Genomic DNA, 13,173 nt, shown 5'->3' with positions numbered 1-13,173 from the left:
CGCATGCACAATATTAATAGCAGGATCGTGGTCAGTGTCCCGGTCTTCAATGAAGAAGCCTATGTCCGCGAAACGCTCGAGTCACTCGCAGCGCAGACGTACACGGACTTCCTGGTACTGATCGCGGATAACGCCTCCACCGACGGGACCGGTGAAATCTGCCGCGAGTTCTGCACGCGTGATCCTCGTTTTCACTATGTCCGTCATGCGCAGAACCTCGGGGCTTCGGCCAACTTTCGCTACTGCTTCGAGCATACCTCCTCGGAGTTCTTCATGTGGCTCGGCGGGCACGACGTGCTGGCCCCCGAATTTCTGGCGGAAACATCGGCGCGCATGCTTGCCGACCAGAGGGTCAGCCTGGTCTATACCCAGACCAAATGGATAGATGAGACGGGCAACACGCTCGGGCAGAGCAACGGAGGCAACTACGTTTTCGCCGAGCCACTGGCGCCACACCAGCGCTACCTCAAACTGCTGCATGCGCTGGATCGCTGCGAGGCGGTCAACCAGCTGATCCGGCGTTCGTTCATCGATCTCGACTTCCGCCCGGTGGTCAGCGCGGATCTGGCGTTTCTCTGCCATTTGGCCGCGCACGGGCCGTTCGTCCGTGTCGAGCAGCCGCTGTATGTTCGCCGAGAAATCCGCAGGCGCGACAGCACCGCAATGGAGCGGATGACGGGAACCAAGACGGCTGCCCGTTACCACCAGTTGGCCGAGCTCTTCGTGCACAGCATCAGCACCCACAGGAACATCGCCGCGGAGCACAAGCTGGAGGTCATCAGCCAGGTGCTGGTGTGGTTGAACAAGCGCTTCCAGCTGTTTAACGAAACCCTGCCGATTCCCTCGGCTGCGCTGCAAACGGGGCCATCAACTGACGTCACCTCCGATGAGCCTGCTCCTTTCTTCAGCGTGATCATGCCGGTATACAACCGCGAGCGTTATGTGCGCGAAGCGATCGAATCGGTGCTGGCGCAGGACGAGCGGGATTTCGAGTTGATCGTGGTCGACGATGGTTCCACCGATCGATCGGTAGAGATCATTCGCGCCATCGACGATCCGAGAATCCGTCTGCTGCACAACGACCACGGCGGTGGTGCTTCGGCGCGTAACCGAGGGCTTGCCGAGGCACGTGGGCAGTTCGTGGTGTGGATCGACAGTGACGACCGGCAGGCCAGAGGTGCGTTGAGCGAAATACACCGCAGCATCGCGGCGAACCCGGGTGCCGATGTGTTCTACGGCGACTTGGAAATCTTCGACGACCAATCCAGCACCGGGCAAACGCTGCGCACGCATTACCCCGATTACCAGGGGCAGTCGCTGCTGCCACTGTTGATCCAGGGCAACTGTCTGCCCAATCCGGGGACTGCGGTGCGCCGCTCGCTGTATGACACCTATGGCGGCTACGATCTCGCCTTCACGCGCTGCCACGACTACCAGATATGGACTCGGCTGGCGGACAGCGCCCGCTTCAAGAAAGTCGACGCGATTCTCTGTCATTGGCGTCAGCACGGTGAGAGCTTGTCCAGTGCCAAGACCAAGGCCTTCGAGGCCAAGGTCATTCTGGATGCCTTTGCCCGTTACCCGGTGAGCCGGCTGTTTCCGGATCTGGACGCAGGGCAGGGCGGTCAGGCACAGGCCTGCTGGCGGGTTTCGCAGACGTTGCAGGCGTTGGGTGAGCACGCGGCGGCGCTGCACGTCGCCTACAAGGCCAGCGCTCTGGGGAAGGGCATCGTTCATGACCTTTCCGGACTGGAGCGTCAGGCCGGAGCCGCTTACGAGCCGTTGTTCTCCATCATCCTCACCACCTACAACCGTCCAGACCTGCTCAGGGATGCCCTGGCCAGCGTCGGTAGCCAAACGCTGCGTGATTTCGAAGTCATTCTGATCAACGACAACGGCGAGCCGGTCGAGTATCTGTTGGCGGATTACGACTTTCCCATCACCTATATCCGTCAGGGCCGAAACAAGGGCCTATCGGCGGCGCGCAACGCCGGCTTGGCGCTGGCGCGCGGGCGCTACGTCGTCTACCTCGACGACGACGACATCTACCTGCCCGACCATCTGGCCGTGCTGGCCGAGGCCTTCGAGCAGCATCCAGGCAGCGTCATCTACACCGGTGTGGAGTACGTCAACGAAAAGCTGGAGGGCGGCAAACGCATAGAACTCGGCCGTGGTCAGCCGTTCAGGCACGAGGCGTTCGACCGCGACCGTCTCTTCACGCAGAACTACATTCCCGTCAATACCTGGGCGCACCCACGGGAGATGCTGGCAGCTGTTGGGGAGTTCGATACCGGCCTGGCCGCGTTCGAGGACTGGGACATGCTGTTGCGCCTGGCCTCACGCTATCCCTTTGTGCATGTGCTGACCGTGACCAGCGAGGTGCATACACGAGCACCGGGTGCCGGTGGCGACCACATGCTGGGGCGCGAGCGCAAGAATTTCCCGGCCCTGTACCGCGAGCTCTACGAGCGCTATTCGGGCTCGGCCAGCGAGGGGCTGCAGCGCGGTCGCCAGCAGCTGCTCGAGAGTCTGGGCGAACGCCCCAAGGGCGGCCTAATGGATTGGCTGGCCGAGCGCCTGCCGACATCCACCGAAAACCGTCTGATCGCCGATTATCTGCAGCGTCATCAGGGCGGGCCGTTGATCGGTGTCGTGGTGCTCGACAGCGAAGGCCAGTCCGAGCAGTTGATGGTCACGCTCAAGAGTCTGCTTGGCGAGCGTTGCCTCTATGCGACGCTGCGTATTCTGGTACTCACCACCGCAGACGTGCCGGCGACTTCCGCGGCGGACAAGCTGCACTTCCTGCGTCTGAGCGACGAGCCGTTGGCGTTGCAGATCAACCGGGCTGTCGAAGCGAGCGATTGCCAGTGGTTCATGCTGGCCCGCGCTGGCGATGAATTCACCCAGAGCGGGTTGATGATCGCCGGGCTGGAACTCGCAGCCAATCCAGAGTGCCGCGCCGTGTACGGCGATCAGCTGCAACGTCTGCCCGACGGTAATCTGGGGGCGGCGTTCCTGCCGGGCTTCAATCTCGATCTGCTGCTCAGCTTCCCGTTGGTGATGGCGCGTCACTGGCTGTATCGCCGCGACCTGTTCCTCGCCGCCGGCGGTTTCGACGCCGAATATCCCGAGGCCTTCGAGTTCGAGCTGCTGACTCGCCTGATCGAGCAGGACGGCCTGGGCGGATTGGGGCATATCGATGAACCCCTCCTGATCACCGCGGCCCCTACGCTGCGTGACAACCCCGACGAACGCCGGGTGATCGAACGTCACTTGGGCAATCGTGGCTACCAGGCGAAAGTGTTGCCGGGCCTGCCGGCTCGCTATCGGGTGCATTACGGTCACGCCGGTACGCCTCTGGTATCGATCCTTCTCTCCACGGATGTCGCACTGGCCGCCCTGCAGCGCTGTATCGACAGCCTGCTGGAAAAGACCCGTTACGGCCACTACGAGTTGCTGCTGGCCGATGGCGGTACGCGTGCCGATGTTAGTGCCTGGCTGGGCGAGGTCGCGGCGCTCGGCGACGACAAGGTGCGTGTGCTGACGGCGGCTGCCGGTTTGGCGCAGAACCGTGCTGCAGAACAGGCCCGTGGCGAATACCTGCTGTTGCTTTCGGGCGAAGCGGCCATTGTCAACGAAGACTGGTTGGACGAGCTGCTCAACCATGCGCAACGCCCTGAGGTAGGCGTAGTCGGTGGCAAGCTGCTGACGCCCAACGGACGGATCGCCCAGGCTGGTCTTCTGCTGGGCGTCAATGGCCCGGCAACGCCCGCCTTCGCAGGCGAGCCGATGGATGCGGCTGGCTACATGCAGCGTCTACAGGTTGATCAGAACTACAGCGCCGTGGGTGACGCCTGTCTTATGGTGCGTGCCGAGCTGTTCCGCCAGGTCGGTGGGTTGGATGCGACGTTGACCGCGTTCCGTGACGTGGATCTGTGCCTCAAGGCGCGGGCGGCTGGCTATCTGACCGTATGGGCGGCCAATGCCGTGGTCCTGCACGAGGCCCAGACGCCGCACGCCGATCCGGCAGCCGAGGATCAGCTGTACGAGCGTTACCTGCCGCAACTGGCCAACGATACGGCTTATAACCGCAACCTAGCGCTCAGCGGTCGTGGTTTCGACCTCGAAAGCGATGTCTCTCTCACCTGGCGGCCGCTGAGCTGGCGTCCTGCACCGGTGGTGCTGGCGCATCCGGCGGATCCCTGGGGCTGCGGTCACTACCGAGTGATTCAGCCGTTCGCGGCGATGAAAACCGAAGGCCTGATCGACGGTACCCTGTCCATGGGCTTGCTGCAGGTGACGGACCTCGAGCGTTACGATCCCGATGTGATCGTTCTGCAGCGCCAGATCGGTGATGAACGCCTGGAGGCGATGCGACGCATGCGCAAGTTCTCCCGCGCGTTCACCGTTTACGAGCTGGACGACTATCTGCCCAACCTGCCGCTGAAAAGCGTTCATCGCGCGCAGATGCCGCGCGATATCCTCAAGTCCTTGCGCCGCGGGCTGGAGTTCGTTGATCGTTTCGTGGTTTCCACTCAGCCGCTGGCCGAGGCCTTCGCCGGGCTGCATGAGGATATTCGGGTGATCGAAAACCGGTTGCCCGTGACCTGGTGGAAAGGGCTCGAAAGCCAGCGCCGGCGTGGCCGCAAACCGCGTGTCGGCTGGGCGGGCGGTGTAAGCCATACCGGCGATCTGGATCTGATCGTGGACGTGGTACGCGAACTGGCGTCCGAGGTGGAATGGGTATTCATGGGCATGTGCCCGGACGTGATCCGACCTTACGTTAAGGAAATCCACGCAGGTGTCGATATTGAACACTACCCTGCGGCTTTGGCTGGCCTGGACCTGGATCTGGCCCTGGCACCGGTGGAGCAGAACCTGTTCAACGAGTGCAAGAGCAACCTGCGCCTGCTGGAATACGGCGCTTGTGGCTTCCCGGTGGTATGCAGCGACCTGGTGTGCTACCGCGGTGACCTGCCGGTGACGAGGGTGAAGAATCGCTTTCGGGACTGGGTTGAGGCCATTCGCATGCACATCAATGATCTGGATGCCGCCGCTGCAGCTGGTGACCTCCTGCGCGAGGCGGTACTGCGCGATTGGATGCTCGAGGGAACGAACCTGGAGCGCTGGCGCCAAGCCTGGCTGGCCGATTGAGCGTCCCCGCGAGTGCGTCGAGCCCAGCTGGGCTCGACGGTTTTCAGGCGATGCTGTCACTTTCGTGGCATTTTTTAGCTAAGTGACTGATAGGCAAGAATAAAAAAAGCTTGAAAAAGTCTCTAAAGCTCCAGAGGCAAGCGCCGATAAAGAGTTCGAATGCGAACTTTCTGGGCGTCTGAGCATGCAGGCCCGAGCTCGCAGGCTCAGACAAACGGTTCTAAGGTCATCTGGAGGCAATACCATGGCCCTTACAGTCAACACTAACGTTGCGTCCCTCAACACTCAGCGTAACCTGAATACCTCGTCCAAAGGCCTGGATACTTCTCTCCAGCGCCTGTCCACCGGCTACCGTATCAACAGCGCCAAAGACGATGCCGCCGGCCTGCAGATCGCCAACCGCCTGACCAGCCAGATCAGCGGTCTGGGCGTCGCCACCCGTAACGCCAACGACGGTATCTCCCTGGCGCAGACCGCTGAAGGCGCTCTGCAGCAGTCCACCGGCATCCTGCAGCGTATGCGTGACCTGGCCCTGCAATCGGCCAACGGTTCCAACGGCGCTACCGAGCGTGCCGCCCTTCAGGGTGAAGTTGCTCAGCTGCAACAGGAACTGAACCGTATCGCTGAAACCACCAGCTTCGGCGGTCGCAAGATCCTCGACGGCAGCTTCGGTTCGCAGAGCTTCCAGGTTGGTGCCAACGCCTACGAAACCATCAGCGTGTCCATCGGCTCGGCTGCTACTGATCGCATCGGTATCAACCGCTTCACCACCGATGGCGGTGACGCTCAGGCGATCGCTTCGGGTGCAGCCTTCAGCGCCACCTCCGGTAGTGCCTACGGCAGTGCTTCGTTCAACATCAACTCCAAGCTGTCCAATGGTGACGTAGCCATTTCCGGCGCAGCCAGCGGTTCGGCCAGCGAAGTTGCTCGTGCCATCAACTCGAAGAGCGACGAGACCGGCGTAACTGCCAACGCTCGCACCGTGGCCGTACTGGGTGGCATCACCGCTTCCGGCACCGTCTCCTTCAACCTGTCCGGTCTGACCAGCAAGTCGAAGGAAAGCGATGCGGCTACCGTATCGGCAGTGGTCAACGATGTCACTAACCTGTCCTCGCTGGCTGATGCCATCAACCGTGAAACCGGCAAGACTGGTATCTCGGCTGTGAACAAAGGCGACACTATCGAACTGGTCAGCTCGCGTGGCGATGCGATTCAGATCACCAACTACGCCGGCTCCGGTGGCGCTACGCTGCAGGCCAAGAGCTTCGATGGTGAAGACGATGTCGGCTCCGCAGCGACCATCGTTGCTGGTGGTGGCGCTCGCGCCGATGGTCAGGTACAACTCGAAGCAGCCGATGCCTTCCAGGTTAGCGGCATGAGTGGTGGTCTGGGTGCTGACGGCTTCAGTGAGCTGGATGCGGTGAATACCATCGATATCAGTACGGCGACAGGAGCGCAGAGCGCACTGGGTATCATCAACGGTGCAATCTCCAACATCGACAGTCAGCGTGCTCAGCTCGGTGCCGTGCAGAACCGCTTCGAGAACACCATCTCGAACCTGCAGAACATCGCTGAGAACTCCTCGGCTGCTCGTAGCCGGATTCGCGACACCGACTTCGCTGCTGAAACCTCGGAACTGACCAAGAATCAGATCCTGCAGCAGGCCGGTACCGCGATCCTGGCTCAGGCCAACCAGTTGCCGCAGGCAGTGCTCAGTCTGCTGGGCTAAGGTCGAAAGCGCTAGACTACGGGGGGAAGGGCTTGGCTCTTCCCCCCGTTACCTCATTGTGAGGAGCAATTTATGGACGTCGGTTCGATAAAACCCGCAGTAAATCCTGCAGTTGCCCGAGATGCTGGTGTTTCGAGCGTCACCGAGCCGCGGCAGAAGCAAAGCCTGCCCCTCTCGGCCCCGACCGGGGGCAGCGATGAGCAGTCTTCCACCGGCGCCAGCGCTCCTGTCAAGGAGGCCAGTCGTGAGCAGGTCGAAGAGGCGGTCGCGACTATTCAGGAGTTCGTCCAGTCGGTTCGCCGCAGCATCAACTTCGCGGTCGACGATGGTTCCGGACGGGTTGTGGTGAAGGTGACGGACGCGGGTTCGGGTGATGTCATCCGACAGATTCCGTCGGAGGAGGCGCTGAAACTGGCAGAAAATCTGTCGGAGGTGCGTAGTTTACTGTTCAAGGCCGAAGCTTAGATCTCGGGGCTTGGCATGAGTTTTGACTGGTATCCCGCACGAACGGGATTCAGTCGGATTTTTGACGAGGTACAGGATCATGGTAGGTATCACGGGAGTCGGTTCGGGAATCGACATCGACAGCATTGTCAAGGTACTGGTCAATTCCGAGCGAGCGCCGAAAACCGCTCAGCTGGATCGTCTCGAGAAAACTACCGTAGCCCGTATCTCGGCGTTGGGCACCTTTACCGGGGCGCTCAACACGTTCAAGACGGCAGTCGACTCGCTGAACAAGGCTTCGTTGTTCGAAGCCCGCACGGCGAGTTCGTCCAACACCAGCGTGCTCAGGGTGACTGCCGCTACCACCGCGCCGGCGGGTAACTACAGCGTGCAGGTGCAGCAGCTGGCCAGTAGCAGCAAGGTGGGTTTGCAATCGGTCAGTGGTAGCGGTGCGGCAACGTTCAACAGCGGCGTCATGTCCATTTCCGTTGGCAGCACGAGCTTCGATGTTGAGATCACGGAAGGGAACAACACCCTGGCCGGTATGCGCGATGCGATCAACGAGGCAGGCCGCAGCAGTGGCGTCAGCGCCAGCATCATCACCGACGACTCCGGCTCGCGCCTGGTGCTGACTTCCACCAAAACCGGTGCGAGCAACGATATCCAGGTGTCGGTGACGGAAGACGGCGTAACTTCCGGAAATAATGCGCTCACCTCCCAGGCCTTCACGCCTGCGGTCGATCCCGACAATGCCGACGCTTTCCTGCCTCCCAGTTCCACTACCGGTGCGGCCGGGGTGATCAGTAAGGCCCAGTCGGCCAAGCTGACCATCGACGGTTTGCAATTGGTGCGTAACACCAACAAGATCGATGATGCGCTTGAAGGGGTCACCCTCGACCTCGTCGCGGCGCAGTCCTCGGCCGATCGGCTTGAAGGCAAGACCATCAATCTGACCGTGGGTGTCGACAAGGCAGGTGTAAAGAGCAACCTGCAGAAGTTCGTCAGCGCCTACAACGCCCTTATCACCACAACCTCCCAATTGACGGCAGTCGTACCGGTCGATGGTTCGAATCCGGTTACCGGTCCTCTTCTGGGTGACTCTTCGGTACGCAACGTGCTTTCGGCGCTGCGCAACGAAATGGTGAAGATGTCGGGTGAGGGCGGGGTGCGCGCGCTTGCCGATCTGGGTATCACCACCGAGAAGGATGGCAAGCTCACGCTCAACGACAGCGCGCTGACGGCGACGCTGGACAACAACTTCGACCAGGTCGCCGGTTACCTGACCGGAGACGATGGCCTGATGGGGCGCCTGGCTAAAGCGGTGTCCGGTTATGTCTCCACTGACGGCGTGCTGAAGCAGCGTACCGATGCGCTCAACGGCACCAAGAAGAATATCGATGAGCAGCGCAAGGCCCTGGATCTGCGAGTGGAAAAGATCCAGACGCGCCTTTACGCCCAGTACAACGCCATGGACTCTTTGGTCGGTCAGCTCAAGCGCACAAGCGAAAGCTTGAGCGGCATGCTGGCCAACCTGCCCGGCTTCGTCAGAAAGGATAGTAAGTGATGAGCAAGAACCCCATCGATGCCTACAAGCAGGTCAAGACCAGCCAGGAGGTATCGCCTTACCGTACCGTGCAGTTGTTGCTCGAAGGGGCGCTGCAGCGCGTGATGCTGGCCAAGCAGGCCCAGGCCGAAGGCGATACCGAGATTCGTGGGATGGCGGTTGGCAGCACCATCACCATCCTGGGCGTTCTGCAGGCGGCTCTGGACAAGGAGCTGGGCGGGGAAATCGCCGAGAATCTGGATGCGTTATACGACTACATGACTCGCCGTCTGGCAGGCGTTGCGTTGGACGATACCCCGCGAACCCTGGATGAGGTTCAAGCCTTGCTGGGCGACATCAAGAGCGCTTGGGATGCCATCGGCCCCGAGGTCGAGCCGTCTCCGGCCGGTTGATTTTCCCGCTAAAGCTTTGAGCGCCTACGCCGATACCCAGGGTATCAGCCCATCGGTAGAGCGAGAGCGACTATGAATGCAATGGCGGCCCTCAGGCAGTATCAGACCGTCAACAACCAGGCCCAGGCAGCGGAGGCCAGCCCTCATCGTCTGATTCAGATGTTGATGGAGGGCGGTCTGTCTCGCATCGCTCAGGCACGTGGTGCCATGGAGCGCGAGCAGACGGCGCTCAAGGGCGAGTTGATCGGCAAGAGCATCGCCATCATCGCGGGCCTGCGCGAAAGTCTCGACCATCAGCAGGGTGGCGAGCTGGCGGGTAATCTCGATAGCCTGTACGAATACATGATCGCCCGTTTGACCGAGGCCAACGTCAGCAACGAGCCTGCGATACTCGAAGAGGTCTCCGAGCTGCTGCGCAACGTCAAACAGGGTTGGGATGCCATCGCCCAGTAAGGGCTGGCATCGGAGGAGAAGCGAATGAGTTCATCTGTCCAGCGTTTGGAAGCCACCGGTCTGGCTCTGCGCGACGCTCTGGCCAAGCAGGACTGGGCGGCCATTGGCGAACTGGATGTGCAGTGTCGCCTGGCTGTCGACGCCGCGATGGTCGACAGTCGCGATGAAGAGCAGCTGCGTACCAGCATGGAGAGCCTGCTTGCCCTCTACCGCGAACTGGTAATCGTCTGTCAGACCGAACAGCAGCGTCTGGCTGGTGAGCTGGTTCAGCTCAATCAATCCCGTCAGGGCGCCAAGGTATATCAGCTGTTCGGCTGATTTCGCCGCATTTTCCGGGCTCGACCGGCTGGTTCGGCCCGGAATGTCTCCATCGCTCTCTTCCCCGGATTCCTCTTTTTTCCCATTTTTTACTACCCGACCCGGCTTTCAGCTGCTTAGCTAATGCCTAAGTCGGGCAAAATAATCACGTCATAAAATTGACTAAGTTCAAGTTTTTGACTTTACTAGTGGCCAATTGCCGGTGCGCGCCGAGGATCTGGCGCGCAGTTCCTTTCACTCCTCGGGTCAGACAAACACAAGATGTGGCGTGAAACCAAAATCCTGTTGATCGACGACAATGCTGAGCGCCGCCATGAGCTGGCGATCATTCTGAATTTTCTCGGGGAAGATCATCTCGCCTGTAACAGTCAGGACTGGCGCAACGTGGTTGCCGAGCTCGGCTCCAGCCGCGAGGTGCTCAACGTGCTGTTGGGCGACGTCGAATCCAAGGGCGGCGCGCTGGAACTGACCAAGCAGATCGCGGGTTGGGATGAGTTTCTGCCACTGCTGACGGTGGGTGAGTTCAGCATTCACGAGTGGCCGGAGGATCTGCGCCGGCGCGTGCTGGCCACGCTGGAAACACCGCTCAGCTACAACAAGCTGCTCGATTCCCTGCATCGTGCCCAGGTCTACCGCGAGATGTATGACCAGGCCCGTGATCGTGGGCGGCAGCGCGAGCCCAACCTGTTCCGCAGTCTGGTCGGCACCAGCCGAGCAATCCAGCAGGTGCGGCAGATGATGCAGCAGGTGGCCGACACCGAGGCCAGCGTGCTGATCCTTGGCGAGTCCGGAACCGGCAAGGAAGTGGTGGCGCGTAACCTGCACTATCACTCCAAGCGTCGCGAGGCACCGTTCGTGCCGGTCAACTGCGGCGCGATTCCAGCCGAGCTGCTGGAAAGCGAGCTGTTCGGCCACGAGAAGGGGGCCTTTACCGGTGCCATTACCAGCCGGGCTGGGCGCTTCGAGCTGGCCAACGGCGGCACGCTGTTCCTCGACGAAATCGGCGACATGCCGCTGCCGATGCAGGTCAAGCTGCTGCGCGTGCTGCAGGAGCGCACCTTCGAGCGTGTGGGCAGCAACAAGACGCAGACGGCTGACGTGCGCATCATCGCCGCCACGCACAAGAACCTGGAAAAGATGATCGAGGAGGGCAGCTTCCGTGAGGACCTGTACTACCGCCTCAACGTCTTCCCCATCGAGATGGCGCCGCTGCGCGAGCGCATCGAAGACATTCCGCTGTTGATGAACGAGCTGATCTCGCGCATGGAACACGAAAAGCGCGGCTCCATCCGTTTCAACTCCGCCGCCATCATGTCGCTGTGCCGCCATGACTGGGCAGGCAACGTGCGCGAGCTGGCCAACCTGGTGGAGCGCATGGCGATCATGCATCCCTACGGCGTGATCGGTGTCGGCGAGCTGCCGAAGAAATTCCGTCATGTCGATGACGAGGATGAACAGCTTGCCGCCAGCCTGCGCGACGAGATGGAAGAACGTGCCGCGATCATGGCCGGGCTGCCGGGCCTGGATACGCCTGCCATGTTGCCGCCCGAGGGACTCGATCTGAAGGACTACCTCGGCAACCTGGAGCAGGGGCTCATCCAGCAGGCGCTGGATGATGCCGGCGGTGTGGTGGCGCGTGCCGCCGAGCGCCTGCGCATTCGCCGTACCACCCTGGTGGAGAAGATGCGCAAGTACGGCATGAGCCGTCGCGACGAGGAAGGTCAGGAAGAAGATTGACCCCACGCCGCTGGCGGAAAGGCCCAATAGAGCCGGAGCTTTGACGCAAGCTCCGGCTTTGTTTTTTCAACCTGTTGATAAATAAGACAAAAAAAGTCGGCACGGGGATTGCTAATTCTCTCGCATCTGACCGTCTTCTGACGGTGCGTCGTGCGAGAGAAGCAGATGGAAGCCAACCTTCGTCCCACCGAGCCAGTCGAGGCAAACCCCTCGGCACCGCTCGAACAAGCCAGCCGTGCGGGCCTGGAGCAGGCGTTTGCCCTGTTCAACCAGATGTCCAACCAGCTCAGCGAGTCCTACAGCCTGCTCGAGGCGCGGGTCACCGAGCTGAAAGGCCAGCTGGCGCTGGTCAGCGCCCAGCGCATGCAGGAGCTGGCAGAGAAGGAGCGTCTGGCTCATCGCCTGCAAAGCCTGCTGGATCTGCTGCCCGGTGGGGTGATCGTCATCGATGGCCAGGGCGTGGTGCGCGAAGCCAATCCCGTGGCGCGCGCGCTGCTGGGGCAGCCCCTGGTCGGCATGCTCTGGCGCCAGGTGATCGCCCGCAACTTCGCCCCGCGCGAAGACGATGGTCATGAAATCTCCATGCGCGACGGGCGTCGCCTGTCCATTGCCACTCGCTCGCTGCATGGCGAGCCGGGGCAGCTGGTGCTTTTGACCGACCTGACGGAAACCCGCCGCCTGCAGGATCAACTGTCCCGTCATGAGCGTCTTTCGGCGCTGGGGCGCATGGTCGCCTCGCTGGCCCATCAGATCCGTACGCCGCTCTCTGCGGCGCTGCTGTATGCCAGCCATCTCAATGAGCAGGTTCTGCCGGCCGAGCAGCAGCAGCGTTTCGCCGGGCGGCTCAAGGAGCGTCTGCACGAGCTGGAGAATCAGGTGCGCGACATGCTGATCTTTGCCCGCGGCGAGCTGCCGCTGCCCGATCGGCTGTCGCCTGCGGCCCTGTTCGATGCCTTGCGCGCGGCAGCGGAGGTGCATGTCGGCGGCATGGCGGTGCGCTGGCAGTGCGATGTGCGCGAGGGCGAATTGTTGTGCAACCGCGACACGCTGGTCGGCACCGTGCTCAATCTCATCGATAACGCCATTCAGGCAGGGGGGCGCGAAGCGCGGCTGAAGGTCCACCTGTATCGTCGCGATAACCAGGTGCGCCTGTGTGTCAGCGACAACGGCCCCGGTATGAGCCGCGAAACGCTGGGACGCCTGGGAGAGCCGTTCTTCACCACCAAGACCACCGGAACCGGCCTCGGCCTGGCGGTGGTCAAGGCCGTGGCGCGGGCCCACCAGGGCCAGTTGCTGCTGCAATCGCGCGCAGGTCGCGGAACCTGCGCCATCATTTCTCTGCCGCTGCTCGAGGCGGCGCTTCACTCGAATCAGGAGTAACC

The 13,173-nt window shown here is 61.6% G+C and carries 9 protein-coding genes; all 9 read left to right on the top strand.

Annotation, left to right across the window (positions count from 1 at the left end):
* The first annotated feature begins 3 nt into the window (after positions 1 to 3).
* The 9 genes from L1F06_RS15045 to L1F06_RS15005 all read left to right on the top strand — a co-directional run bounded on the left by L1F06_RS15045 (position 4) and on the right by L1F06_RS15005 (position 13,171).
* A complete protein-coding gene (locus L1F06_RS15045) occupies positions 4 to 5,154 on the top strand; it encodes a glycosyltransferase (protein ID WP_129482187.1) in 5,151 nt (1,716 codons plus the stop codon).
* A gap of 244 nt (positions 5,155 to 5,398) precedes the next feature.
* The gene (locus tag L1F06_RS15040) at positions 5,399 to 6,883 is read left to right on the top strand and encodes a flagellin (RefSeq protein WP_003247086.1); all 1,485 of its coding nucleotides are present in this window, start codon (positions 5,399 to 5,401) and stop codon (positions 6,881 to 6,883) included.
* Positions 6,884 to 6,955: 72 nt separating this feature from the next.
* Positions 6,956 to 7,348, top strand: coding sequence for a flagellar protein FlaG (locus L1F06_RS15035; protein ID WP_129482188.1), 393 nt, complete (start codon positions 6,956 to 6,958; stop codon positions 7,346 to 7,348).
* Between the two features lie 79 nt (positions 7,349 to 7,427).
* Positions 7,428 to 8,891 carry a flagellar filament capping protein FliD gene (fliD, locus tag L1F06_RS15030; RefSeq protein ID WP_129482189.1) on the top strand — a complete coding sequence of 488 codons (1,464 nt, stop codon included), beginning with the start codon at positions 7,428 to 7,430 and terminating at the stop codon, positions 8,889 to 8,891.
* On the top strand, positions 8,891 to 9,283 hold the full coding sequence (fliS, locus tag L1F06_RS15025) for a flagellar export chaperone FliS (protein WP_003247089.1): 393 nt from the start codon (positions 8,891 to 8,893) through the stop codon (positions 9,281 to 9,283). Before fliD ends, fliS (L1F06_RS15025) begins: the two co-directional genes overlap by 1 nt.
* Before the next feature lie 72 nt (positions 9,284 to 9,355).
* Complete coding sequence (fliS, locus tag L1F06_RS15020) at positions 9,356 to 9,736, top strand: flagellar export chaperone FliS (RefSeq protein WP_003247090.1); 381 nt, start codon at positions 9,356 to 9,358, stop codon at positions 9,734 to 9,736.
* A 24-nt stretch (positions 9,737 to 9,760) separates the two neighbouring features.
* Positions 9,761 to 10,054 carry a flagellar protein FliT gene (fliT, locus tag L1F06_RS15015; protein WP_003247091.1) on the top strand — a complete coding sequence of 98 codons (294 nt, stop codon included), beginning with the start codon at positions 9,761 to 9,763 and terminating at the stop codon, positions 10,052 to 10,054.
* A 261-nt stretch (positions 10,055 to 10,315) separates the two neighbouring features.
* Positions 10,316 to 11,791 carry a sigma-54 dependent transcriptional regulator gene (locus tag L1F06_RS15010; RefSeq protein ID WP_129482190.1) on the top strand — a complete coding sequence of 492 codons (1,476 nt, stop codon included), beginning with the start codon at positions 10,316 to 10,318 and terminating at the stop codon, positions 11,789 to 11,791.
* Between the two features lie 165 nt (positions 11,792 to 11,956).
* Positions 11,957 to 13,171, top strand: coding sequence for a sensor histidine kinase (locus L1F06_RS15005; protein WP_129482191.1), 1,215 nt, complete (start codon positions 11,957 to 11,959; stop codon positions 13,169 to 13,171).
* Positions 13,172 to 13,173: the final 2 nt, after the last annotated feature.

This window comes from Pseudomonas hydrolytica (genome assembly GCF_021495345.1).
Lineage (GTDB): Bacteria > Pseudomonadota > Gammaproteobacteria > Pseudomonadales > Pseudomonadaceae > Aquipseudomonas > Aquipseudomonas hydrolytica.
This window is presented reverse-complemented; position numbering and strand designations above follow the sequence as displayed.